The organism is Mycolicibacter algericus DSM 45454 (assembly GCF_002086455.1).
GTDB classification, from domain to species: Bacteria; Actinomycetota; Actinomycetes; order Mycobacteriales; family Mycobacteriaceae; genus Mycobacterium; species Mycobacterium algericum.
Window position 1 is genome coordinate 13,784 of the sequence record NZ_MVHC01000014.1, and the last position, 23,379, is coordinate 37,162.

The 23,379-nt window shown below is 67.9% G+C and carries 27 protein-coding genes, 1 pseudogene and 1 riboswitch; of the genes and pseudogenes, 17 read left to right on the top strand and 11 right to left on the bottom strand.

The genetic code is table 11. The annotated features are described in order from the left end of the window. Positions 1-8: 8 nt before the first annotated feature. Positions 9-1,169 (top strand): acyl-CoA dehydrogenase family protein, encoded by a 1,161-nt coding sequence (locus BST10_RS13830; RefSeq protein WP_083038360.1) that lies wholly within the window; start codon positions 9-11, stop codon positions 1,167-1,169. A 46-nt stretch (positions 1,170-1,215) separates the two neighbouring features. After that, positions 1,216-2,961, top strand: coding sequence for a DUF3556 domain-containing protein (locus BST10_RS13835; protein ID WP_083038362.1), 1,746 nt, complete (start codon positions 1,216-1,218; stop codon positions 2,959-2,961). A 63-nt stretch (positions 2,962-3,024) separates the two neighbouring features. Here BST10_RS13835 and BST10_RS13840 read toward each other — a convergent pair whose 3' ends face one another. From BST10_RS13840 to BST10_RS13850, 3 genes are all read right to left on the bottom strand, one after another. After that, a complete protein-coding gene (locus tag BST10_RS13840) occupies positions 3,025-3,903 on the bottom strand; it encodes a crotonase/enoyl-CoA hydratase family protein (RefSeq protein ID WP_083038364.1) in 879 nt (292 codons plus the stop codon). A 130-nt stretch (positions 3,904-4,033) separates the two neighbouring features. Next, complete coding sequence (metE, locus tag BST10_RS13845; RefSeq protein ID WP_083038365.1) at positions 4,034-6,304, bottom strand: 5-methyltetrahydropteroyltriglutamate--homocysteine S-methyltransferase; 2,271 nt, start codon at positions 6,302-6,304, stop codon at positions 4,034-4,036. A 150-nt stretch (positions 6,305-6,454) separates the two neighbouring features. After that, positions 6,455-6,624, bottom strand: a riboswitch (cobalamin riboswitch). Between the two features lie 71 nt (positions 6,625-6,695). Beyond that, on the bottom strand, positions 6,696-7,346 hold the full coding sequence (locus BST10_RS13850) for an SDR family oxidoreductase (protein WP_083038462.1): 651 nt from the start codon (positions 7,344-7,346) through the stop codon (positions 6,696-6,698). Between the two features lie 115 nt (positions 7,347-7,461). Here BST10_RS13850 and BST10_RS13855 point away from each other — a divergent pair, with 115 nt between their 5' ends. From BST10_RS13855 to BST10_RS13870, 4 genes are read left to right on the top strand one after another with little or no spacing between them, the layout of a single operon-like run. Further along, the gene (locus tag BST10_RS13855) at positions 7,462-8,607 is read left to right on the top strand and encodes a thiolase family protein (protein ID WP_083038366.1); all 1,146 of its coding nucleotides are present in this window, start codon (positions 7,462-7,464) and stop codon (positions 8,605-8,607) included. Further along, positions 8,604-9,392 carry a crotonase/enoyl-CoA hydratase family protein gene (locus BST10_RS13860; RefSeq protein ID WP_083038367.1) on the top strand — a complete coding sequence of 263 codons (789 nt, stop codon included), beginning with the start codon at positions 8,604-8,606 and terminating at the stop codon, positions 9,390-9,392. Before BST10_RS13855 ends, BST10_RS13860 begins: the two co-directional genes overlap by 4 nt. Positions 9,393-9,396: 4 nt before the next feature. Then, the gene (locus tag BST10_RS13865) at positions 9,397-9,915 is read left to right on the top strand and encodes a gamma carbonic anhydrase family protein (protein ID WP_083038369.1); all 519 of its coding nucleotides are present in this window, start codon (positions 9,397-9,399) and stop codon (positions 9,913-9,915) included. Positions 9,916-9,959: 44 nt separating this feature from the next. Further along, on the top strand, positions 9,960-10,679 hold the full coding sequence (locus tag BST10_RS13870) for a CPBP family intramembrane glutamic endopeptidase (RefSeq protein ID WP_083038371.1): 720 nt from the start codon (positions 9,960-9,962) through the stop codon (positions 10,677-10,679). A 102-nt stretch (positions 10,680-10,781) separates the two neighbouring features. Here BST10_RS13870 and BST10_RS13875 read toward each other — a convergent pair whose 3' ends face one another. Then, entirely contained in the window at positions 10,782-11,591 is an 810-nt protein-coding gene (locus BST10_RS13875; protein WP_083038373.1) for an enoyl-CoA hydratase, read from the bottom strand. A 51-nt stretch (positions 11,592-11,642) separates the two neighbouring features. Here BST10_RS13875 and BST10_RS13880 point away from each other — a divergent pair, with 51 nt between their 5' ends. The 3 genes from BST10_RS13880 to BST10_RS13890 are packed head-to-tail and all read left to right on the top strand — an operon-like array spanning position 11,643 to position 14,561. After that, positions 11,643-12,728, top strand: a complete 1,086-nt coding sequence (locus BST10_RS13880; protein ID WP_083038374.1) for a CaiB/BaiF CoA transferase family protein — start codon at positions 11,643-11,645, stop codon at positions 12,726-12,728. Positions 12,729-12,769: 41 nt separating this feature from the next. Next, on the top strand, positions 12,770-13,522 hold the full coding sequence (locus tag BST10_RS13885; RefSeq protein WP_083038376.1) for a 3-hydroxyacyl-CoA dehydrogenase: 753 nt from the start codon (positions 12,770-12,772) through the stop codon (positions 13,520-13,522). Positions 13,523-13,562: 40 nt separating this feature from the next. Beyond that, positions 13,563-14,561, top strand: a complete 999-nt coding sequence (locus tag BST10_RS13890) for an NAD(P)H-dependent flavin oxidoreductase (protein ID WP_083038378.1) — start codon at positions 13,563-13,565, stop codon at positions 14,559-14,561. Positions 14,562-14,834: 273 nt separating this feature from the next. On the opposite strand, the gene BST10_RS24185 is transcribed toward BST10_RS13890, so the two are convergent. Further along, positions 14,835-14,960: a hypothetical protein gene (locus BST10_RS24185; protein WP_019738104.1), complete on the bottom strand. Its 126-nt coding sequence runs from the start codon at positions 14,958-14,960 to the stop codon at positions 14,835-14,837. A gap of 165 nt (positions 14,961-15,125) precedes the next feature. On the opposite strand from BST10_RS24185, the gene BST10_RS13895 reads away from it, so the two are divergent. Further along, positions 15,126-15,764, top strand: a complete 639-nt coding sequence (locus tag BST10_RS13895; protein ID WP_083038380.1) for a class I SAM-dependent methyltransferase — start codon at positions 15,126-15,128, stop codon at positions 15,762-15,764. Positions 15,765-15,796: 32 nt separating this feature from the next. On the opposite strand, the gene BST10_RS13900 is transcribed toward BST10_RS13895, so the two are convergent. After that, entirely contained in the window at positions 15,797-16,516 is a 720-nt protein-coding gene (locus tag BST10_RS13900; protein ID WP_083038382.1) for an NAD-dependent deacylase, read from the bottom strand. Positions 16,517-16,544: 28 nt separating this feature from the next. Here BST10_RS13900 and BST10_RS13905 point away from each other — a divergent pair. Then, positions 16,545-16,904: pseudogene (locus tag BST10_RS13905) on the top strand (Rv1152 family transcriptional regulator); the annotation flags it as partial. Between the two features lie 20 nt (positions 16,905-16,924). On the opposite strand, the gene BST10_RS13910 reads toward BST10_RS13905, so the two are convergent. Both BST10_RS13910 and BST10_RS13915 read right to left on the bottom strand, forming a co-directional pair. Then, on the bottom strand, positions 16,925-17,746 hold the full coding sequence (locus tag BST10_RS13910; protein ID WP_013828080.1) for a class I SAM-dependent methyltransferase: 822 nt from the start codon (positions 17,744-17,746) through the stop codon (positions 16,925-16,927). Between the two features lie 24 nt (positions 17,747-17,770). Continuing rightward, entirely contained in the window at positions 17,771-18,289 is a 519-nt protein-coding gene (locus tag BST10_RS13915) for a DUF1697 domain-containing protein (protein WP_041319627.1), read from the bottom strand. A 52-nt stretch (positions 18,290-18,341) separates the two neighbouring features. On the opposite strand from BST10_RS13915, the gene BST10_RS13920 reads away from it, so the two are divergent. Both BST10_RS13920 and BST10_RS22575 read left to right on the top strand, forming a co-directional pair. After that, complete coding sequence (locus tag BST10_RS13920) at positions 18,342-18,785, top strand: PPOX class F420-dependent oxidoreductase (protein WP_083038384.1); 444 nt, start codon at positions 18,342-18,344, stop codon at positions 18,783-18,785. 69 nt (positions 18,786-18,854) lie between these two features. Next, the gene (locus BST10_RS22575) at positions 18,855-19,028 is read left to right on the top strand and encodes a DUF5302 domain-containing protein (protein ID WP_013828083.1); all 174 of its coding nucleotides are present in this window, start codon (positions 18,855-18,857) and stop codon (positions 19,026-19,028) included. Here BST10_RS22575 and BST10_RS13925 read toward each other — a convergent pair whose 3' ends face one another. After that, entirely contained in the window at positions 19,029-19,325 is a 297-nt protein-coding gene (locus BST10_RS13925) for a hypothetical protein (protein WP_041317379.1), read from the bottom strand. Between the two features lie 97 nt (positions 19,326-19,422). On the opposite strand from BST10_RS13925, the gene BST10_RS13930 reads away from it, so the two are divergent. Both BST10_RS13930 and BST10_RS13935 read left to right on the top strand, forming a co-directional pair. Continuing rightward, positions 19,423-20,031, top strand: coding sequence for an HhH-GPD-type base excision DNA repair protein (locus BST10_RS13930; RefSeq protein ID WP_083038464.1), 609 nt, complete (start codon positions 19,423-19,425; stop codon positions 20,029-20,031). After that, the gene (locus BST10_RS13935) at positions 20,028-20,174 is read left to right on the top strand and encodes a hypothetical protein (protein WP_013828086.1); all 147 of its coding nucleotides are present in this window, start codon (positions 20,028-20,030) and stop codon (positions 20,172-20,174) included. Before BST10_RS13930 ends, BST10_RS13935 begins: the two co-directional genes overlap by 4 nt. A gap of 4 nt (positions 20,175-20,178) precedes the next feature. Here the strand turns inward: BST10_RS13935 and BST10_RS13940 are convergent, their stop codons facing one another. Then, positions 20,179-21,213, bottom strand: coding sequence for an Rv1157c family protein (locus BST10_RS13940; protein ID WP_083038387.1), 1,035 nt, complete (start codon positions 21,211-21,213; stop codon positions 20,179-20,181). A gap of 86 nt (positions 21,214-21,299) precedes the next feature. Here BST10_RS13940 and BST10_RS13945 point away from each other — a divergent pair, with 86 nt between their 5' ends. Next, positions 21,300-22,586 (top strand): mannosyltransferase, encoded by a 1,287-nt coding sequence (locus BST10_RS13945; RefSeq protein ID WP_083038389.1) that lies wholly within the window; start codon positions 21,300-21,302, stop codon positions 22,584-22,586. On the opposite strand, the gene BST10_RS13950 is transcribed toward BST10_RS13945, so the two are convergent. Further along, positions 22,564-22,848, bottom strand: a complete 285-nt coding sequence (locus BST10_RS13950; protein WP_083038391.1) for a 4a-hydroxytetrahydrobiopterin dehydratase — start codon at positions 22,846-22,848, stop codon at positions 22,564-22,566. The genes BST10_RS13945 and BST10_RS13950 overlap by 23 nt on opposite strands. 33 nt (positions 22,849-22,881) lie before the next feature. Between BST10_RS13950 and BST10_RS13955 the strand changes: the two genes are divergently transcribed. Continuing rightward, positions 22,882-23,274, top strand: coding sequence for a (deoxy)nucleoside triphosphate pyrophosphohydrolase (locus BST10_RS13955; RefSeq protein ID WP_083038392.1), 393 nt, complete (start codon positions 22,882-22,884; stop codon positions 23,272-23,274). The last annotated feature ends 105 nt before the right edge of the window (positions 23,275-23,379 follow it).

The window sequence follows — 23,379 nt, forward strand, 5'->3', positions numbered from 1 at the left end:
ATTCAGTCATGTCGCAACTGTTCCCCGATTACCGCCCGCTCTGGGAGACCGACCAGCACCGCGAACTGCGCAAACACACCGCGGAATTCCTGCGCAAGGAGGCCACACCCAATCAGGAGCGCTGGGTGGCCCAGCACGGGGTGGATCGCGAGTTCTGGAACAAGGCCGGCGACGCCGGGCTACTGGGTCTGGACCTGCCCGAGGAGTTCGGCGGGGCCGGCGGCGACTACGCCATGCACTGCGTGGTGCAAGAAGAACTCGTCTACGCGCACGACCAGTGCTTCGGCTTCTCGGTGCACTCGCCGATCGTGGCGCACTATCTGTATGCCTACGGCAACGACGAGCAGCGCCGACGCTGGCTGCCCAAGGTCATCAGCGGTGAGGCGGTGCTGGCCATCGCGATGACCGAACCGGGCACCGGATCGGATCTGCAGTCGGTGCGCACCACCGCGGTACGTGACGGGGACAACTACATCATCAACGGGTCGAAGACGTTCATCTCCAACGGGACTCACTGCGATCTGGTGGTGATCGTCGCCAAGACCGATCCGTCGCAGGGAGCCGCCGGGGTGTCGCTGATCGTCGCCGAGACCAATGGTTTGGCGGGCTTCGAACGGGGCCGGGTGCTGGAGAAGATCGGTCAGCACGGTCAGGACACCCGAGAACTGTTCTTCGCCGACATGCGGGTGCCGGTCGCCAACCTGCTCGGCGAGAAGGAGGGGCTGGGCTTCTACCAGCTGATGGAGCAGCTGGCCCGGGAGCGGCTGATCATCGGAACACTGTGTGCGGCACTGGCCGAAGCCGCCGTGCTGGAGGCCATCCGCTACTCCAAGGAACGCGAGGCGTTCGGCCGACCCATCGGCAACTTTCAGCACACCAAATTCGTGCTGGCCGAATGCAAGACCGAGACACTGGCGATCAAGACGCTGGTCGATTACGCGATCAGCCAGTACGTCGAGGGCAAGAACGACCCGATGACCGCGTCGATGGCCAAGCTGTTCGCCGCGGAGAAATCTGATCAGGTTGTCGACAAGTGCCTACAGATCTTCGGCGGCTACGGCTACATGGCCGAATACCCGATCGCCAACATGTACACCGGTTCGCGGGTGAACCGGATTTACGGCGGCACCAGCGAGATCATGAAGGAGATCATCAGCCGGTCGCTGTGACGCGGTTTCGCCGCGGCCATCTAGAACGCGTTCTAGTCTGACGATCATGGGATTTCTCAAACCTGAACTGCCCGTTGTCGACTTCGCCGAATGGAGCACAGGCAGTCGCAGCGAGAAGATTCGCCCGATGGCCCGGCACTGGGCCGAGGTGGGCTTCGGCACACCGGTCGTGCTGCACCTGTTTTATCTGGTCAAGATCGCCCTCTACATCCTCGGGGCCGTGCTATTCGCGCTGGCCACCCGGGGCATCGACGGGATCACCAGCGTGGGGCAGTGGTGGAGCGAACCCATCGTGTTCGAGAAGGTTGTGCTCTACACCATGGCATTCGAGGTCATCGGACTGGGCTGCGGCTTCGGGCCGCTGAACAACCGGTTCTTCCCGCCGATGGGATCTGTCCTGTACTGGTTGCGGCCCAACACCATCCGGCTGCCGCCATGGCCGCGGCGCGTTCCGCTGACCGCCGGCACCAACCGCACGCCGCTGGATGCGGTGCTCTACGCCGCTTTGCTGGTGATGCTGCTGGTGGCGCTGTTGTCTGATGGCACCGGCCCGATCCCGCAACTGGACACCGAGGTCGGGGTGTTGCCGCACTGGCAGATCGTGGCGATCGTGGCGATCTTGGCGGTGACGGGTCTGCGCGACAAGGTGATCTTCCTGGCCGCGCGCGGCGAAGTGTACGCCCCGCTGGCAGCGGCGTTCCTGTTCGGTGGCGTCGACATGATCATCGCCGCCAAGGCGATCTTCATGGTGATCTGGATCGGTGCCGCCACGTCGAAACTCAATCGGCACTTCCCGTTCGTAATCTCGACGATGATGAGCAACAACCCGCTGATCCGGCCGAAGGCGCTCAAGCGGCGCTTCTTCCGGAACTTCCCCGAGGACCTGCGCCCCGGCCGGCCTTCGATGATCCTGGCGCATTTCAGCACGCTGATCGAGATGGGTGTCCCGTTCGCGCTGTTCTGCTCTCATGGCGGCTGGCCGACCGCGATCGCGGCGTTCGTCATGGTCTGCTTTCACCTGGGCATCCTGGCGGCGATCCCGATGGGGGTGCCGCTGGAGTGGAACGTCTTCATGATCTTCGGGGTGCTGGCCCTGTTCGTCGCGCACGCCGATCTCGGGGTGTCCGACCTGAACAACCCGTGGCCGGTGGCGCTGCTGTTCGGTCTCAGCGCCGGTGTGGTCGTACTGGGCAACCTGTTCCCGCACAAGGTGTCGTTTCTGCCGGGCATGCGCTACTACGCCGGCAACTGGGATACCACCCTGTGGTGTCTGACCGCGTCGGCGGAGGAGAAGATCGCGCGCGGGGTGGTTGCGATCGCCAGCATGCCGGCCGCGCAGTTGGAGCGCTTCTACGGCAGCGCCGAGGCCGCGCAGATCCCGATCTACATGGGATATGCGTTCCGTGGCTTCAACACCCACGGCCGGGCGCTGTTCACCCTGGCGCACCGGGCGATGGCCGACCGGGACGAGGCGGACTACACCCTGACCGACGGGGAGCGGATCTGTTCGACGGCGCTCGGCTGGAACTTCGGTGACGGCCACATGACCAACGAGCAACTGATCGAGGCGCTGCAGCAGCGGTGCGGATTCACCCCCGGCGAGGTGCGGGTGGTGATCCTCGACGCGCAACCGATCCATCGGCAGACCCAGGCCTACCGCCTGGTGGACGCCGCCACCGGTGAGTTCGAGCGCGGCCACGTCAGGGTCGCGGACATGGTGGCTCGCCAGCCGTGGGCCGACGACGTGCCGGTGCACGTGGACCCGCCAGTCCATCCTGACCGCCGAGCGTGAAGTTGGCTTCACCTTCGTTGTGCGAGCGTGAGGCCAACTTCACGCTGGGCGGGGGTGAGCGGGCTACCCGCCGTTGACCCAGTCGTCGTAGAACGGTGGCATCGCCGAAGCCCGGGAGGTGAACTGCGGGTCGCGCTTGTCCAGGAAGGCGCGCACCCCGTCGGCGCCGTCGCCGATGCTGGTGTAGAACATCGCCAGCGAGTCCACCCGGTGCGCTTCCACCGGGTCGGGCTGGGCGGAGTTGCGGTAGAGCATCTGGCGGATCAGCGCGAACGACACCGGTGAGCGGCCCTTGGTCCAGGCGTCGGCGAGGACGCGCGCCTCGCCCAACAGCACTTCGGGTTGATAAACCGCCTGGGCCAGGCCGCAATCCCGCGCGGCTTCGGCGTCGAGGATGTTGGCGCGGTACAGCAGATCCAAAGCCGTTGGCATTCCGACGATCCGGGGCAGAAACCACGTCGAGCACGCTTCCGGGGTGATACCCAGCTTGCCGAACACCAGCCCGAACCGCGCCTTGGTCGAGAACAACCGCGCGTCCATCGCCAGCATCATGGTGGCGCCGATGCCGACTGCGGGCCCGTTGACCGCGGCGATCACCGGCTTGCGGCAGTTATAGATCGCCAGCGTCACCCGACCGCCGGTGTCGCGCACCCGGGCCAGCTCCGGATCGTCGAGGTCGGCCATGTCGGCCAGGGCCGGCGACTTGGATTCGTCGAGACCGAACACGTTGCCGGTGCCCGACAGGTCCATCCCGGCGCAGAACGCCCGCCCGCAGCCGGTGACGATCACCGAACGGACGGCGTCGTCGTCGTTGACCTCGACGAAGGTGCGTTCCAGCTCCTCGGCCATCTGCACGGTGAACGCATTGAGCTGGTCCGGTCGGTCCAGGTAGACGGTGAGGATGCCGTCCTCGAGCTCATGGCGGATGGTGGTGAAGTCCATCGCTTGAGGCTAACGGTCGGCCCGGCGGCCGCGGCGAGCAGACGCGAAAGCCCCCAAAACCGGAAGATTTCGGGGGCCTTCACTCGGGGCACCCCCCGGCTCGCGGGGGACTGTTCGTGCGGATTTAGGGTTAGACGCTGGCGCGGGCCTGCTTCGCGGCGGCGACCAGGTTGGCCAGCGAGGCGGTCACCTCGTCGGTCTTGCGGGTCTTCAGTCCGCAGTCCGGGTTCACCCAGAGCCGTTGCGCTGGAACGGCATCGAGGGCTTCACGCAGTGATTCGGCCATCTCGCCGGTGGACGGGACCCGCGGGGAGTGGATGTCATAGACGCCCGGACCAACCCCGTTGGAGAACCCGATCGCGTTGAGGTCGTCGAGCACCTCCATGTGCGAGCGGGCCGCCTCGAGCGAGGTGACGTCGGCGTCCAGGTCGGCGATCGCCCCGATCACCTCGCCGAACTCCGAGTAGCACAGGTGGGTGTGGATCTGAGTTGCGTCGGTGACCCCCGACGTGGAGAGCCGGAAGGCGCCGACCGCCCAGTTCAGGTAGGCCTGCTGGTCGGCCTTGCGCAGCGGCAGCAACTCCCGCAGCGCCGGCTCGTCGACCTGGATCACCGCGATGCCGGCTTTCTCCAGATCCACCGTCTCGTCGCGGATCGCCAGGGCCACTTGGTTGGCGGTGTCGGCCAACGGCTGATCGTCACGGACGAACGACCAGGCCAGGATGGTCACCGGACCGGTCAGCATGCCCTTGACCGGCTTGTCGGTCAGCGACTGGGCGTAGGTGGCCCACTCCACCGTCATCGGATGCGGGCGCAAGACGTCGCCGAACAGCACCGGCGGCCGCACGCACCGGCTGCCGTAGGACTGCACCCAGCCGTTGGCGGTGGCGAAGAATCCCTCCAGCTGCTCGGCGAAGTACTGCACCATGTCGTTGCGCTCCGGCTCGCCATGCACCAGCACGTCCAGCCCAAGCTGCTCCTGCAGGGTGATGACGTCGGCGATCTCGGCTTTCATCCGGCGGGTGTACTCCGCCTCGTCGATCTCCCCGGCGACCAGCGCCGCCCGGGCCTTGCGGATGTCGACGGTCTGCGGGAACGACCCGATGGTGGTGGTCGGCAGCGGCGGCAGGTGCAACCGCTCGAGCTGGGCGGCGCGCCGGGCCTCGGCGCTGCCCCGCTGGGCACCGGACGCGGTGATCGTCTCGATCCGGCCGCGGACGTCGGCATTGCGCAGACGCGGGTCGGCCTTGCGGGACTCCACCGCGGCGTTGGAAGCGGCGATCTCGTCGGCGACGGCGTCGCGGCCCTCGGTCAGTGCTCGGGCCAGCGCGGTGACCTCGCTCACCTTCTCGGCGCCGAACGCCAGCCAGCTGCGCAGGTCTTCGTCGAGACCGGTCTCACCGTCGAGCGTGTAGGGCACGTGCAGCGTCGAGCAGGACGTAGAGACGGCCAACGAGCCGACCGAACCCAGCAGCGACGCCAGTTTGGCCAGCGCCGCCTGCAGATCCGTGCGCCAGATGTTGCGGCCGTCGACCACACCGGCGACCAGGGTCTTGGAGGCCAGCTCCGGCACCGATGCGATCTTGGTATTCGGGCCGTAGACCAGATCGACACCGATCGCCTCGACCGGGGTGCGGGCCAGTGCGGGCAGGGCCGCGCCCGGGTCGCCGAAGTAGGTGGCGACGAAGATCGCCGGTCGATCGCTCAGTCCGCCCAGCCGGGCGTAGACCTGGTCGGCCAACGCGGGGGCGTTCTCGGATACGTCGGTCACCAGCACCGGCTCATCGATCTGCACCCACTGTGCGCCGGCGGCGGCCAGCGTGGACAACAGTTCGGCGTAGACATCGGTGAGCTCGTCGAGGCGATAGATCGGCTCTGGAGCGCCATCGACAGCCTTGCTCAGCAGCAGGAAGGTGATCGGGCCGATGATCACCGGCCGAGCCGAGATTCCTTGCTCCTGGGCTTCTTTGAGCTCTGCGAGCACCTTCGTCGGGTCGAGCGTGAACGTGGTATTCGGGCCGATCTCCGGAACGATGTAGTGGTAGTTGGTGTCGAACCACTTCGTCATCTCCAGCGGGGCGACGTCGGCGTTGCCCCGGGCCGCGGCGAAGTAGCGGTCCAGTTCGTCGGCCACACCGCCGACCCGCTCCGGGAGCGCGCCGAGCAGCACCGCAGTGTCGAGCATCTGGTCGTAGTAGGAGAACGTGTTCACCGGCACCGAGTCCAGCCCGGCGGCGGCCAACTGTGCCCAGGTGTCGCGGCGCAGGTTGGCCGCCACCTTCTTCAGTTCGTCCTGTCCGATCCGGCCGGCCCAGTAGCTCTCGGTGGCGCGCTTGAGCTCGCGGCGCGGCCCGATCCGGGGGGAGCCGAGGACGGTGGCGTTAAAGGTTTGAGCGGTCACGATTTGATCCTTCGATTAGCGAGGGTGGGTCACCGCCGGCGGTCGTCCGGCCCGTCAGTCTCGTGCAATTTAACGCACTATAACCCTGGAAAACCAGACGCCCATTCCGCGAGGCGTTGATCCGCCGGGCGCGGCGCGCCCGGCACAACAGGCAGGTCTTCGGACTCGCAGGCGCGCACCCGGGGTGCTCCTAGTAGCCGTCGCTTCCCAGTCTGGGGCGAACCCCTGACCAGTGCCGTGTGACGGCGGTCGTTCCTGCATACCGCTGCGGGACAGTCCCGGATTCTCACCGGGTTCCCTCTCGCGCCCCGCGGAAAACCGCGGTGCGCTCGATGCCGACGCCGCCTTGCGGCGATGTTGACAAACCTGTTGCATGATCAAGATTACCTGGTCAATCGGCTTGAAGTGCCTCTGGGATGGGCGTCTCGCCGTCGTTGAACTCGATGGTGCGGCGAATCGTCGCGTCGTCGGCTAGGCAGGCTGCGATCACCTCTGCGACGTTGCCGCGCGACACCTCGCCCTTGCCGAGCGCAGCGCCTGTCTCGATGCGGCCGGTGGCCGGTTCTTCGGTCAACCGACTCGGCCCCAGCACTGTCCAGTCCAAGTCGGCGTCGCGCAGATGGGCGTCGGCGGCGGCCTTGGCTTGTGCATACGGGAAGAACGGCTCATCTTGGGGCACACCGTGGTCGGGGCCGGCGCCGAAGTAGGACACCATGATGAAGCGCCGCACCCCGGTTGCGACGGCAGCGTCGATGGTGCGGATGGCGGCGTCGCGGTCGACGGCGTAGGTGCGGTCCGGGTTGCCGCCGCCGGCGCCGGCGGAGAACACCACCGCGTCGTGGCCGGCCAGCACGGCGGCCAGCGCGCCGGTGTCGAGCTGCTCAAGGTCGGCCACCACCGGGCTCGCCCCGGTCACCGCGACCTCCTCGGAGTGGTCGGGGTTGCGGAACACCGACGTCACCTCGTCACCGCGTTCGGCCAGGATGGGGCTGAGTAGTAGGGCGACCTGGCCGTGGCCGCCGATGATCACAATGCGTGCCATGACTTCGACGGTACGCGAGCGCCGGGCCACCCCCCTTGACGCAAGCCGAGCGGTCCGGTCGACAATCGACGTACGAAACCGGTGAAATATTTCGAAATATATAAGGAGAGCACTCATGGCCGAAGCCGTCATCGTCGAAGCGGTGCGCTCGCCCATCGGCAAGCGCAACGGCGGATTGTCGGGGGTGCACCCCGCAGAGTTGTCCGCCCAGGTACTCAACGGGCTGGTCGGCCGGGCCGGGGTGGACCCGGCGCTGGTGGACGACGTCATCTGGGGTTGCGTCATGCAGGCCGGTGAGCAGGCACTGGACATCGGGCGCACCGCCCTGCTGACCGCGGGGTGGCCGGAGAGCGTGCCTGGGGTGACGGTGGACCGCCAGTGCGGGTCCAGCCAGCAGTCGGTGCACTTCGCCGCCGCCGGCGTGGTCGCCGGCCACTACGACGTCGTTGTCGCCGGCGGTGTCGAGTCGATGTCACGCACCCCGATGGGCTCGTCGCTGGCCAACGGCGGACATCCCTACCCGGAGGCCTTCAGGGCGCGTTACAGCCAGACCCCCAACCAGGGGACGGGCGCGGAGATGATGGCCGAGAAGTGGGGGTTGAGCCGCACCGCGCTGGATGAGTTCGCGTTGGCTTCACATGAGAAGGCCGCTGCGGCGCAGGATTCCGGTGCCTTTAAGGACGAGATCGTCTCGATCAAGGACGCCGAGGGCAACGTCGTCAGCGACGACGAGGGTATCCGGCGCGGCACCACCCTGGAGAAGATGGGCCAACTCAAGCCCGCGTTCAAAGAGGACGGTGTGATCCACGCGGGGAACTCCTCGCAGATCTCCGACGGCTCGGGTGCATTGCTGTTCATGTCGGCGGCCAAGGCGCGCGAACTCGGGTGTACGCCACTGGCGCGGGTACACACCGCGGTACTGGCCGGCGCCGACCCGGTGATGATGCTCAGTGCGCCCATCCCGGCCACCCAGAAAGCGCTGCAGCGCTCCGGGCTGAGCCTCGACGACATCGGGGTGTTCGAGGTCAACGAGGCGTTCGCCCCGGTGCCGATGGCCTGGCTCGCAGAAATCGGCGCTGACCCGAAGAAGCTCAACCCGAACGGCGGGGCGATCGCGCTCGGCCACCCGCTCGGCGGCTCCGGCGCCCGGATCATGACCACGATGCTGTATCACATGCGCGCCAATGGGATTCGCTACGGACTGCAGACCATGTGCGAGGGCGGCGGCCAGGCCAACGCCACCATTCTGGAGCTGCTGTGACCGAGTCGGCCGTCCTCGTCGAGCGACGGGGCAACGTACTGCTGATCACGATCAACCGGCCCGAGGCTCGCAACGCCGTCAACGGTGCGGTCAGCAACGGCATCGGCGACGCACTGGCGCAGGCCCAGACCGACGACGAGGTGCGCGCGGTGGTGATCACCGGGGCCGGTGACAAATCATTTTGCGCCGGAGCCGATCTCAAGGCCATCGCCAATCGGGAGAACATCTACCACCCCGACCGCCCGGAGTGGGGCTTCGCCGGCTACGTGCAGCATTTCATCGACAAGCCGACGATTGCGGCGGTCAACGGCACCGCGCTCGGCGGCGGGACCGAGCTGGCCTTGGCCAGCGACCTGGTGGTTGCCGAGCAGCGCGCGCAGTTCGGGTTGCCCGAGGTCAAGCGCGGCCTGATCGCCGGTGCCGGTGGGGTGTTCCGTATCGTCGACCAGCTGCCCCGCAAGGTCGCCCTGGAGCTGCTGTACACCGGGGAGCCGATCTCGGCCGGCGACGCCGCCCGCTGGGGGCTGGTCAATCGAGTGGTCGACGATGGTGGGGCACTGGACGCCGCGCTGGAGCTGGCCGCCCAGATCACCGGTAACGCGCCGCTGTCGGTGCGGGCCAGCAAGCGCATCGCCTACGGTGTCGAGGACGGCGCCATCCCCGGCGAGGCGGCGGGCTGGGCCCGCACCGGCCGGGAGTTCTCCGCGCTGCTGAAATCCGAGGACGCCAAGGAAGGGCCGCGGGCGTTCGCCGAGAAGCGCGCGCCGGTGTGGAAGGCCCGTTGAGCCGATGGCCGACCCGCTGATCATCGGAATTGGTGGCCGCTACCCGCAGCTTCATCCCGAGGCGTGGGCGGCGCCCAACGCCAGCCTCATCGGCCAGGTCAGCCTGGCCGCCCGGGCCAGCGTCTGGTATTCGGCTACGCTCCGCGCCGAGGCGGAGCCGATCGAGATCGGCGTCGACTCTAATATCCAGGACGGCGTGACCATTCACGTCGACAAGGAGTTTCCGGTGCGGGTCGGGGCCCGGGTCAGTGTGGGACACAACGCGGTGCTGCACGGTTGCACCATCGGCGACGACTCCCTGATCGGGATGGGTGCGATCGTCCTCAACGGAGCCACGGTGGGAGCCGGGTGTCTGGTCGCGGCCGGCGCGGTCATCCCGCAGGGCATGGTGGTGCCGCCCCGGTCACTGGTGTCGGGGGTGCCCGGCCGGGTGCGACGGGAGCTCAGCGAGGCCGAAATCCGCAACAATCGGCACAATGCTTCGGTGTACCGCCGGCTGATCGAAGTCCACCGGGCGAACTGACGCATTCAGGCCACCGACGGGCCTAGGGCCGCTACGTTTTAGGCATGACCCAGACCAGTCCGGCCCGACCTGGCCTGATCCGCGAGTTCACCGACATCATCACCAAGGTGACGCTGCCCTACCACGAGCCGAACGCCGTTGTACTGCGTCGGCGCATCGTGGTTGCGGTGATGCTGGTGCCCGGCGCTGCGCTGCTGGCCTTCATGCACACCAAGCAGCCGGGGGAGGCGTGGTTCTACTGGTTGTCGCTGGCGCTGGCGGCGGTCTGGGCGGTGGGCGCGCTGGCGTCCGGGCCGCTGCATCTGGGTGTGGTGCGGTTCCGCGGGCGCAACGAACGGCCGGTGTTCACCGGCACCGGCGTCGGGCTGGCGGTCGGCGGGTTCTTTGTGCTGGGCGCCCTTGTGGTGCAGCAGATTCCGCTACTTGCCGGTCAGGTCATCGCGGTCCTGGAGTACACCACCGAGGTGTCCTGGCGGTTGGTGGTGCTGATCGCCATCGTCAATGCGATCGCCGAGGAGATGTTCTTCCGCGGCGCGCTGTTCAGCGCGTTCGGCCGTCACTACCCGCTGGTGTTGTCGACGGCGCTCTACACGGCGGCGATGTTTGCCGCCGGCAATCTGATGGTGGCGGTGGCCGCGCTCGTGCTCGGCACCGTCTGCGGCATCGAGCGCCGCGCCACCGGCGGTGTGCTGGCACCGGTGCTGACCCACCTGGTGTGGGGCCTGATCATGGTGCTCGCGCTACCACCGATCTTCGGGATGTAAGCAGCCCGCCCCCTCCGCGAGCGGGCGTGTTCGTACCGCGACGCGCCGCCCCGGGCGGCATTCTGTGCACGCTCGCCGGGGGTGGGACGCAGCCTCGCCGGATCAGACGTCGGTGAAGTCCGGGTTGCGCCGGTCCTGGAACGCCCGGGTGCCCTCGCGGAAATCGTGGGCCTTCAACAACGCCGACTGCCCAACGAATTCGCGGTCCAGCGCCGCGTCCAACTCGCTCAGGGTCGCCGCGTTGACGGCGTGCTTGGTCTTTGCGAAAGCGACCGCCGGCCCGGCCAGCAAGGCGGCCAGCAGCTTGTCGACCTCGGTGTCGAACTGCTCGGCGGGGTACACCGCGCTGATCAGCCCGGCATCCAAAGCGTCGGCGGCCGGCAGTCGCTCGGCCAGCAGCGCCATCCGCATGGCGCGGGCCCGGCCGATCGCAGCGGCCACCAGCGCGGAGGCGCCGCCGTCGGGCATCAGCCCGACCTTGGTGAACGCCAACATAAAAAAGGCCTTGTCCGAGGCCACCACGAGGTCACAGGCCAGCGCCAGCGACACCCCGACGCCGGCGGCCGGGCCCTGCACCACGGCCACCACCGGGCGGGGCAGTGCCACGATCGCCCGGATCGCGCGGTTGGCCTCGACGATGATCTCCGTCGGCACCCCGTCGGCGGCGTCTTCGGCGCTGATGCCGGCGCCCGAGCTGAACCCGCGCCCGGCGCCGCCGAGCCGCACCGCGCGCACCCGGGGGTCGCGGGCGGCGCCTTCCATGGCGTCGGCGATGCCGGCCAACACCGGGGTGGTCACCGAGTTGAGGCTGTCGGGGCGGTCGATGGTCACCGAGAGCACCCCGTCGGCCACAGTGACGGACAGGCCGTCCACCGGTGCCAGAGTGTCGATGCCGGAGTCAATTGCGGTCATGGGTCTCACCCTAGGATGCACATCACGGGCGCTTACGACTAGGAGGCACACATGGCAGGTCCACTGGCGGGGTTGCGAGTCATCGAGTTGGCCGGGATCGGGCCGGGGCCGCACGCGGCGATGATCCTCGGCGACCTGGGTGCCGAGGTGGTGCGGGTGGACCGCCCGCCGAAATTCGGTGGCGGCGCGCCGAAGGACACCATGCTGCGTAATCGTCGCTCGGTGACCGCTGACCTGAAGTCACCGGAGGGGCGGGACCTGGTGCTGCGGCTGGTCGCCAAGGCCGACGTGCTGATCGAGGGTTTCCGGCCCGGCGTCACCGAGCGGCTCGGCCTGGGCCCGGAGGACTGCGCCCAGGTCAACGGCAAGCTCATCTACGGCCGCATGACCGGCTGGGGGCAGACCGGGCCGCGCGCTCGGCAGGCCGGTCACGACATCAACTACATCTCGCTCAACGGCACCCTGCACTCGATCGGGCGCAAGGGGGGGCGCCCGGTGCCCCCGCTGAACCTGGCCGGCGATTTCGGTGGCGGATCGCTGTTCCTGCTGGTCGGCATCTTGTCAGCGCTGTGGGAGCGGCAGACCTCCGGCAAGGGGCAGGTGATCGACGCGGCCATGGTCGACGGTTCGAGCATGCTCGCGGCGATGATGTGGAGCTTCCGTGCCCAAGGCTTGTGGAGCGACGAGCGGGGCGTCAACATGCTCGACACCGGCGCGCCCTACTATGACACCTACGAATGCGCCGACGGGCGCTACGTCTCGGTGGGATCGATCGAACCGCAGTTCTTCGCCGAATTGCTGGCCAAGCTGGGGCTGAACCCGGCAGAGGTGCCGGAGCAGAACGACAAGAGCCGCTGGCCGGAGTTGCGGGAGGTATTCACCAAGGCGTTCGCGGCGCACGATCGGGACCATTGGGCCAAGGTGTTCGCCGACTCCGACGCCTGCGTGGCGCCGGTGTTGGCGTTCGGCGAGGTGCTCTCGGATCCGCACGTCGCGCAGCGCGACACCTTCTACGACGCCGACGGCTTCCTGCAGCCGATGCCGGCGCCGCGGTTCTCCCGCAGCGTGCCCGATCTCCCGACCCCGCCGGTCGTATTGGGGACCGACAACGAGGCCATCCTGGACGACTGGGTATAGTCCCGACCAACTAGACGGTTGGGGCTGAGAGGAGTCAGGGAGTGCAGATCAAGGATGCGGTTGCCGTCGTCACCGGCGGTGCCTCCGGATTGGGATTGGCAACCACAAAGCGCCTGCTCGACGCGGGAGCGCAGGTCGTCGTCATCGACCTGCGGGGCGCCGATGCTGTCGCCGAACTCGGTGACCGGGCGCGCTTCGCCGAGGCCAACGTTACCGACCCCGACTCGGTGAGCGCCGCACTCGACGTCGCCGAGTCGCTGGGACCGCTGCGGATCAACGTCAACTGCGCCGGTATCGGCAACGCAATCAAGACGTTGAGCAAAAACGGCGCGTTCCCGCTCGATGAGTTCAACCGGGTCGTGCAGGTCAACCTGATCGGCACGTTCAACGTGCTGCGACTGGCCGCCGAGCGGATCGCCAAGACCGAACCGATCGGTGAGGAGCGCGGCGTCATCATCAACACCGCCTCGGTGGCCGCGTTCGACGGCCAGATCGGCCAGGCCGCGTACTCGGCGTCCAAGGGCGGGGTGGTCGGCATGACGCTGCCGATCGCCCGGGACCTGTCCCGCGAGCTGATTCGGGTCTGCACCATTGCGCCGGGCCTGTTCAAGACGCCGCTGCTGGGTTCGCTGCCCGAGGAGGCGCAGAAGTCGCTGGGCGGGCAGGTTCCGCACCCGGCGCGGCTTGGCGACCCCGACGAATACGGCGCGCTGGCCGAGCACATCATCAGCAACCCGATGCTCAACGGCGAGGTGATCCGCCTCGACGGCGCGATCCGGATGGCGCCGCGATGAGCGCTTGCGCGAAGATCATCAAACACAGCAAGGAGTCCGTATGAGTCTGACAACGAAGTTCACCGAAGCCTTCGGCGTCGAACACCCCATCGCACAAGGCGGCATGCAGTGGGTGGGACGCGCGGAACTGGTTGCGGCGGTAGCGAACTCCGGCGCGCTAGGTTTTCTCACCGCGCTCACCCAGCCCACACCGGCGGACCTGGCCAACGAGATCGCCAAGACTCGTGATCTCACCGACAGGCCGTTCGGAGTAAACCTGACCATCCTGCCGGCGATCAACCCGCCGCCGTATGACGAATACCGGCAGGTGATCGTCGACGCCGGAATCAAGATCGTCGAGACCGCAGGATCCAATCCGGCGCCGCACCTGCCGATGTTTCACGACAACGGAATCAAGGTGCTGCACAAATGCACCTCGGTGCGCCACGCGGTCAAGGCCCAGAGCTTGGGCGTGGACGGCATCAGCATTGACGGATTCGAGTGCGCCGGGCACCCCGGCGAGGACGACATCCCTGGTCTGGTGCTGATCCCGGCCGCGGCCGCCCAGATCGAGATTCCGATGATCGCCTCCGGAGGCTTCGCCGACGCCCGCGGCCTGGTCGCTGCGCTGGCGCTCGGTGCCGACGGCATCAACATGGGGTCGCGATTCATGTGCACGGTGGAGTCGTGCATCCACCAGAACGTCAAGGAAGCCATCGTCGCCGGCGACGAGCGCGGCACCGAGTTGATCTTTCGGCCGCTGCGCAACACCGCCCGGGTGGCGTCCAACACCGTCTCGCGCGAAGTCGTCGACATACTCGACAAGGGTGGGCAATTCCCCGACGTGCAGGAACTGGTAGCGGGGGTGCGCGGGCGCAAAGTGTTCGACGACGGCGACGTCGAGGCCGGCATCTGGACGGTCGGCACCGCCATGGGGCTCATCGACGACATCCCCACGGTCGGCGAGTTGGTGTCGCGGATCGTGACCGAGGCCGAGGAGCTGATCTCGGGGCGCCTGGCGGACATGCTCGAGGCCGACGACGAGGAGAACGTCGCCTGACGACGGCGGTCTAAAGCCGACCTACTACGCCGAACGTGCAGCTGCTGCGAAACGGTTTTTCGCAGTGGTGGCACGTTCGGCGTTGTCATGTGATGCGCCCGCGGAAGTTGCTGGGCGGCGATGCGACGGGTGACGCTCCGAGGACGCCGAGCGGCCCTACCTGAATGTAAGAGAAATGGGATGACTCACCGGTTGCGGACGACCCGGATGTGGGCGGCCGCCGTCGCGCAAGGGCGCGATATCGAAAGGCGCCGCTGCCGCGGCGCCGATCAATCAACTGGCCAGCGGGTGCCAGTCGTCAAGCTGCTCCGAAGTGTCACCCTCGACCAGGACATCGCCGTGGTACAGGGCCTCGAAGTCGACCTTGATGACGTCGGCACTTGAGTCGTCGATCCACATGACACTGAGCCTATGGGTCACTATTAAGGGATCTTTGAGTCACGATTCGGGAAATGGTGGCAATCTTACCGGCCGGTAGCTTTTGCCGGACTTTTCGGCTGAGACCGGCCTCATTGGCTGACTGACGGTGCGCTCGGAGATTTCTGGTACCGCTAAGGTGGCCTCATGGCCTCACCCGCGACCCTGGACAATCCGCTGTTCGCCCGGATCTGGACGTTCATGTCGAGCCGCGAGACCGACTGGCTGCGCGACCGGCGCCGGGAGAATCTGGAAGATCTGTCCGGCCGGGTGCTGGAGGTCGGCGCCGGCACCGGAAGCAACTTCGCGTTCTACCCCGAGACCGTCACCGAGGTCGTCGCCCCCGAGCCGGAATCGCGGCTGCGGGCGGCTGCCGGCGACGCGGCGGCGGTCGCGCCGGTGCCGGTGACGGTAGTGGCGAGCACCGTCGAGGCCTTGGACGCCGGCGAACCGTTCGACGCGATTGTTTGCTCGCTGGTGCTGTGTTCGGTGGATCAACCTGAGCAGGTGCTGCGCCAGCTGTACACGTTGCTCAAGCCCGGCGGCGAGCTGCGCTACTTCGAGCACGTCGCCAGCAGGGGAGCGCGCGGCGGGCTGCAGCGACTGGCCGACGCCACCATCTGGCCGAGGCTGTTCGGCAATTGTCATACCCATCGCGACACCGAGGCGATGATCACCGCCGCGGGCTTCACCGTCGCCACCTCACGGCGCGGGCACCAGTTCCCGGCGTGGGCGCCGGTGCCGGTCTCGGAGTTCGCGCTGGGCTGCGCCAGCCGGCCGGCCTGAGCCGCGCTGACGCCGACCGGCCCGGAGTCGGGTTAGCGCTGCCCCAGCAGGAAGGGCAGCCGCTGCACCATTCCCGGTAGTGCCGCCGACGCGGTGGTGCGCAGATACGTCGTGGCCCGCTCCGACAGCGGGGTCGGCTCGGGGTTGACCTCGATGACGACCTTGCCTAGGTCCAATGCCCGCTCGGGCAGGCCCGCCGCCGGATAGACCACGCCGGAGGTGCCCACCACGATCAGCGCGTCAGCGTTGTCGATGGCCTCGACCGCGGCGTTCCACGGACCCGCGGGCAGGTCCTCGCCGAACCAGACGACATCCGGGCGGACCAATCCGCCGCACTCGCACACCGGCGGCGCCACTTCGAGCACCGGCTCGGTCATCACCGGCACCTCCGGGTACTGCGGCTGATCGCAATCCCCGCAACGGAACGTGAACATCCGGCCGTGCAGATGGTGGACGGTGGAACTGCCGCCGCGCTCGTGCAGATTGTCGACGTTCTGGGTGATGACGTGGACCTCGGCGTGCTGCTCCCAGTCGGCGACCGCACGATGGCCGAGGTTCGGTTGGACGTGGCGGGCCAGCTGGCAGCGCCACAGGTACCAGGCCCAGACCAGTTCCGGCTGACGGTTCCAGCCGTCGATGCTGGACACCTCGTAGGGGTCGTACTGCGACCACAGCCCCTTCTCGTCATCACGAAAAGTGGGCACCCCGCTCTCCGCCGAGATCCCCGCACCGCTGAACACCGCCACCTGCACGCCACCAACATAGCTGGATACTGGGCGAATGGACTTCACCAAGCTGCTGCGGATCGACACGCGGCCGGACGGGCCGCTGTTCGAGCAGGTCAGGACTCAGCTGATCGACGCGGTGCGACAAGGAGCCCTACCGGCGGGAACCAGGCTGCCGACCGTGCGAGAGCTGGCCGGGCAGCTCGGTCTGGCGGTCAATACGGTGGCGCGGGCCTACCGGGAACTGGAGGCTGCCGGCATCGTCGAAACCCGCGGCCGTTTCGGCACTTTCGTGGCGAGCAGCGATCCGGCGGATGCGGCCATGACGGCCGCGGCCGCTGCCTTCGTCGCCGCGGCCAGCACGGTCGGCCTGGCCAAGGCCGACGCGCTGCGCTACCTCGACGCGGCGTTCGGCAACGCCGAGACGAGTGGTCGTCAGCCGAATTCCAGCAGCGTCAGCGACGGCCGCGCATCGGCCAGGGATCGCAGTCGGTAGGCGTTCGGCAGCACGGTGTTGAACAACCACCCGCGGCCCCGCGGCAGTTGCAGGTCGTGGACCGCCCGGATGCCCGGCACGGTGTCCACCAGCTTGGCGGTGTCGGCAGCAGACAGCGTGAACGGCATCGACGGCGCCCGGTAGCGCAGCGATGTCGGCACGCCGTGGCGGATCAGCCAGCCGATCCAGGCCGGCGGCAGGTCGAAGATCATCCGGCCGCCCGGAAAGCGGCGCGCGCACTCGGCGATGAGCCCCAGCGACTGTTCGGGCTGCAGGTACATCAGTAGGCCCTCGGCGCTGATGAACACGCCCTCGGAATTGTCGACCTGGTCCATCCAGCTGTAGTCCAGTGCCGATTGCGAGCACACCGACACCCGCGGCTCCTTCGGCAACAGTCGCTGGCGGATCTCGATGATCGGGGGCAGATCCACTGTGAGCCACCGGAATTGCGGATCCGGCACCGCTTCGCTGAGTCGCCAGAAGCTGGTCTGCAAGCCTTCGGCCAGTGCCACCACGGTGCCCGTCGGGTGTTGCCGAAGGAAGCGCTGGGCCTGGGCGTCGATGCCCAGCGCGCGTACGGCGATGTCTTGGCGCGTCGAGCCGAATTTCGCGAAGTCGAAGTCGATCGAATCCGCCAGCCGGACCGCCATCGGATCGTTGAGGATGCGGTCGGGACGGCGGGCTTCGGTCGCCCGTGCGTTCAGCGTCAGCAACGCGGTCTCGGAGACACCGGTCAGGGAAACTTTCTGTGCCTGGCTCACCTGGGCGACTTTACCGTCGGCACCTCAGCGCAGCACCTTGCTCAGGGTGCGCAGATTGCGGGTGGTCGTCGACGACGCGTACCGCTTGGCGCCCATCGTCTTGCCCAGCGTGCTCCCCAACGTGTCGCCCTTGGGGATCTGCCAGTAGATGACCCCGTCGCCGGGCGTGATCTTTCCGTCGGAGCCGAGCCCGGCCAGCGCGGACAACTCGGCCAGCACCGCCGGGTCGGCGACGAACGTGACATAGGAGTGGGCCCCGGGCACTTCGGGTTCGAACGGATAGGCGGCGACGATCGCACGCACCGCCTCGACCTCGTAGACCAGCACCCGGGCCGGATAGCCGAAACGCTCCTGCAGCGCGGCCTCGGCGGTGGTGCGCACCGTCGCGGCATCGTTCGGCGATTCGAGCAGCACGTTGCCACTGGCGAGGACGGTGCGGACCCCGGTGAAGCCGGCTTGGGTCAGCGTGGCGGCCACGTCAGCCATCTTGAGGTTGACTCCGCCGACGTTGACACCCCGCAGAAACGCCGCGTACCGGACCATCTGCGCGATGGTAACGACGGCGAAGCCCCGCATCAATCGGTACGCTTCGAGGATGGGACGCCAGGTGTTCGACGACAAGTTGCTGGCATTGATCAGCGGAAACTCGCTCGGCGTTCTTGCCACCGTCAAACGCGATGGACGCCCCCAGCTGTCGAACGTGCAGTATCACTTCGATCCCCGCGCGGTGACGGTGCAGGTGTCGGTCACCGAACCGCGGGCCAAGACCCGCAACCTGCGGCGTGACCCGCGGGCGTCGGTTCTGGTCAGTTCCGACGACGGATGGGCCTATGCCGTCGCCGAAGGCGACGCTGCGTTGACGCCGCCGGCGGCCGCTCCCGACGACGACACCGTCGAGGCGCTCGTTGCGCTGTACCGCAACATCGCCGGCGAGCACCCGGATTGGGACGAATACCGCCAGGCGATGGTCACCGATCGCCGCGTGTTGCTGACGTTGCCGATCACCCACCTGTACGGCATGCCGCCGGGCATGCGCTGAGCTACGCCACGGCGGCGACCCGCTTCGACCGGCTGCGCCGCTCTTGCGATCCCCGCTAAGCTCCAGGTCATGCCCGAATCAGATTCCGCCGCAGCCGAGAACAAGCGCAAGTTCCGCGAGGCGTTGGAGCGCAAGAACGCGAAATCGGCGGGGGGTTCTGAGCACAAGGACGCCGGTGCCAAGCAATCCAGGTCGCATGGCCCGTTGGAGAGCCGCCGGGAGTTCCGCCGTAAGAGCGGGTAGTTACTGCACGGGGCAGGCGTACTGGCGGGCCACATCCATCAGCCGCTGGCCCGCTCCGGGGCCGATGACTCCCTGCGCGGTGAGCTCCCACCCGATAAGACCCGGAAGGCCGCCCTCACACGCCTGATGGGCGACCCGCCACGCCGTATCGGGATTCAAGTTGAACCCGTTGCGTTCCAGGCCCTGCATATACGTGTCGAACTCGGGCGTGCCCTGCTCGGGGATCGCACCGGCCGTGGCAGCCAAGGCGAGTGCGGTAACCATCGCTCCGATCAGAGCTGTCACTCCACGTCTCATGGCTGCCTCCTGCAAGTCGGTTGTCGTTAATACCGTTCCACAGTCCACCGACACGGACACGCGCACCGCGGAATCGGGTTCGTTCTACACTGACGGCGTGCCGAAGCTGCAGCTGGTGGGTGACACCGACGCCGATGCGTTGTTGGGCGCCGACCCGTTCGCGCTGCTGGTCGGCATGCTGCTCGACCAGCAGGTCCCCATGGAGGTCGCGTTCGCCGGCCCGAAGAAGATCGCCGACCGGATGGGTGGGCTCGACCCGCACGACATCGCCGGCCGCGACCCCGAAGAATTCGCCGCACTGTGCGCGGAAAAACCTGCGGTGCACCGGTTTCCGGGATCAATGGCGGGCCGGATCCAAGCCCTGGCCCGCGCGGTCATCGACCAATACGGCGGCGACACCACCGCGCTGTGGACGGCCGGTGAGCCCGATGGGGCCGAGGTGCTCAAACGGCTCAAGGCATTGCCCGGCTTCGGCGAGCAGAAGGCGCGGATCTTTCTGGCGCTGCTCGGCAAGCAGTACGGCGTGACCCCGCCGGGTTGGCGGGCCGCCGCGGGAGCTTACGGTGAGGACGGCACTCATCTGTCGATCGCCGACGTCGTCGACGAGGCGTCGTTGCAACAGGTGCGGTCCACCAAGAAGGCCCAGAAGCAGGCTGCAAAGCAAGCCCGGACAGCTGAGAGCGCAACGGAAAGGCGGCGACAATGAAGACCCACCTGAACTGCCCGTGTGGCGAGGCCATCGTCGGCAAGGACGAAGACGACCTGGTCGACCTGGCCCAGAAGCACCTCGCCGATGCGCACCCCGGGATGAGCTACGACCGGGACGCCATCTTGTTCATGGCCTACTGACGGCTCAGGGCACCACCGTCGAGCCGATGGTGGGCAGGAAGTTGCACTGGTGATCCTTGGTGCTGACCTGCCCGAAAATCGTCGACATGATGCTGCCCGAGCCGGTGTCGACGATCGCGGTCAGCGTCGTCGGACCCTCGGCGTTGATGTCTGAGCGCGGCTGCAGGGTCGCGCTGCCGGACTTGCCGGTGGTCAGGTTCACCCAGGTGACGTTCAACGGCAGCCTCTGGGTCTCGGCGGGGCCCGGCGTGCCGACCGCGGTGAACACGTAAGCGGTCTGACCGGCCTTGGGGCCCGGGGTCGGAATGGTGGCCGGGCCGGCCACTGACAGCGCGGTGGCGATGACGTTGCCGCCGTCGGCCAGGCAGTTCTGGCCGATGGACGGGTACATGAAGTCCTGGGTCGGCGGCGCGTCCGGGCCGAATCCCGGGTTGGCGGCGGCCGGTGTCGCCTCGGGCGCGGCGGCCTCGGCTGGGACGGCTTCGGCCGGCGGCGTGGTGACAGCGCCGGCGGCGGCCGCTGCGCTTTCCGGGGGTGCGGGAATCGCTTCGGCGGGAGCCGGCACGGCTTCGGGTGCGCTCGGCGCGGCCTGGGGCACCGGTCCCACCGATTTGGCGGGGTCGACACCGCTGGGCAGGTGGGCCACCAGGCCCGGCGCCGATCCGGCCGTCGGCACGTGCTGGCCCGGCAGCGTGGCCGGCGCTTCGGGCGGCGACTGCACGAACTGCGCCACCGAGTCGGCCACCTGCCGGGACCCGGCGGGGGCCGAGGAGTTCCCGGCGAACGCCGCGGCCGCGGCCATCAGCAGCTGGGACGCCCCGGCCGGGTCGGCCGCGGCCTGCTGGATCACCGGGCTCAGCTGCTCGATCGCGGGAAGGCCGGGAAACCCTGCGGCCGGCAGCGGCAGGGCCGGGACCGCCGGGTCGGCGGCAGCGATGGCGCCGAAGCCGGGGAGGCCGCCGAAGAGCAGCGCGGCTGAGGAGCCGACCGCGACGGTCGCGGTGGCGGTGGTGTTGAAAAGTGTCCGGAAGCGCGACATGGGTTCCCCAATTCCTCGGCGGTGGCTTCTACGAAATTCGAAGCTAGCCTGTTGCTGATGAGGCTCAAGTGACACCAGTGTCATTTATGGGACTGTTACGGACCCGAGCCGCGACGGTGATCGGACCGCTGTTCGATAAAGTCGTGGCGGTAGACACCACCCTCGATCCCCCCGCCGCGCGTTCCTGGGCGAACCGATTGACCGCCGCGGCCCCGCTGCTGCTGGCGGTCAGCATCGTGGCGCGAATCGCGTGGACCTACCTCACCCCACGCGGCGCCAACTTCGTCGACCTGCACGTCTACATCAGCGGCGCGGCCGCGCTGGGCCGGCCCGGCGAACTGTATGACTACGTCTACGCCGACCAGACGCCGGACTTCCCGCTGCCGTTCACCTATCCGCCGTTCGCCGCGGTGGTGTTCTACCCGCTGCATTTCCTGCCGTTCGGATTGGTCGCCTTACTGTGGCAGATCGGGACCATGGCCGCGGTGTACGGCGTGGTGCGACTGTGCCAGCGACTACTCGGGGAATCGGCCACCGCGGGCCGGCGGGTTGCGATGCTGTGGACCGCGGTCGGGATCTGGACCGAACCATTGCGCAGCACCTTCGACTACGGCCAGATCAACGTGATCCTGGTGCTGGCGGTGCTCTACGCGGTCTACAGCAGCCGGTGGTGGGTATCGGGTCTCTGTGTCGGGCTGGCCGCCGGGGTCAAGCTGACCCCGGCGATCGCCGGGGTCTACCTGGCCGGGGCGCGGCGCTGGGCCGCCGCGGTGTTCTCGGCGGTGGTCTTCGCCGGCACGGTCGCGGTCTCGGTGTGGGCCACTGGTGACCAGGCCCGCCGCTACTTCACCGAGCTGCTCGGTGATGCGCACCGGGTGGGGCCGATCGGAACGTCGTTCAACCAGTCCTGGCGCGGTGGGATCTCCCGGATCCTCGGCCATGACGCCGGCTACGGCCCGCTGGTGCTGATCGCGATCGCCGTCACGGCGGTGCTGGCGGTGCTGGCATGGCGTGCGCTGGACAGCAACCCCGTCCGGCCCGACCCGCTCGGCCTGCTGCTGGTGGTCGAGCTGTTCGGGCTGTTGGCATCGCCGATCTCCTGGACCCACCACTGGGTGTGGCTGCTGCCGCTGATGATCTGGCTGCTGCACGGCCCGTACTCGGATCGCCGGGGTGCTCGGGTGCTGGGCTGGGGCTGGCTGGCGGTGACCCTGATCGGGGTGCCGTGGCTGCTCAGTTTCGCGCAGCCGACCATCTGGCAGGACGGCCGGCCGTGGTATCTGGCGTGGGCCGGCCTGGTCTACATCGTCGGCGTGCTGGCCACCCTTGCCTGGATGGCCACCACCCGCGTCAGCTCGCCAGAATCCGGTTGATCTCGCCCGCCATCGCCACGTCCTTGTCGGTGATGCCGCCCTCGGAGTGCGTCACCAGTGCGAACGTCACGGTCCGCCAGCGGATGTCGATATCGGGGTGGTGATCGGCCGCCTCGGCGCGTTCGGCGACCCGCCGCACCGCTTCGATGCCGGCCAAAAACGAGTCGAACTTGACCGAGCGGCGCAGCGCACCGTCGGTCCGCTCCCAGCCGTCGAGGTCGGGTAGTGCGGCATCCACTTGTTCATCGGTTAACAAGGCCATACCCGACGGTAGGACGGGATAGCCTCACACGCCATGCCCACCCAGATCGTCGTCGCCGGAGCCGTGATCGTCGGGTCTACGGTGTTGATCGCGCAGCGACGTCGCCCGCCGGAGTTGGCGGGTCTCTGGGAGCTGCCCGGCGGCAAGGTCATGCCCGGCGAGAGCGAACCGGCTGCGCTGGTCCGCGAGCTCGCCGAAGAGCTGGGGCTGGACGCCGCGGCGATCATGGTGGGCGAACGCCTCGGAGCCGACGTGGTGCTGAATCCGCAGATGACGCTGCGTGCCTACCTGGTCAGCCTCAAATGCGGCGAGCCCCGGCCCGACGACCACCAGGCGCTTCGCTGGGTGACAGCTGTGGAGTTGCGTGACGTTGACTGGGTACCCGCCGATAGAGCTTGGCTCGCCGACCTGGCTCGGGCACTGTAGGTGAAACAGCTCTGTTAATTCTGCCGATGAATTCGGTCGTTAGGCGATATACCCCACTACGCTGGGGTTTCGGCCTGAGACGGTGTGCTGATGCGGCCCCGCCCT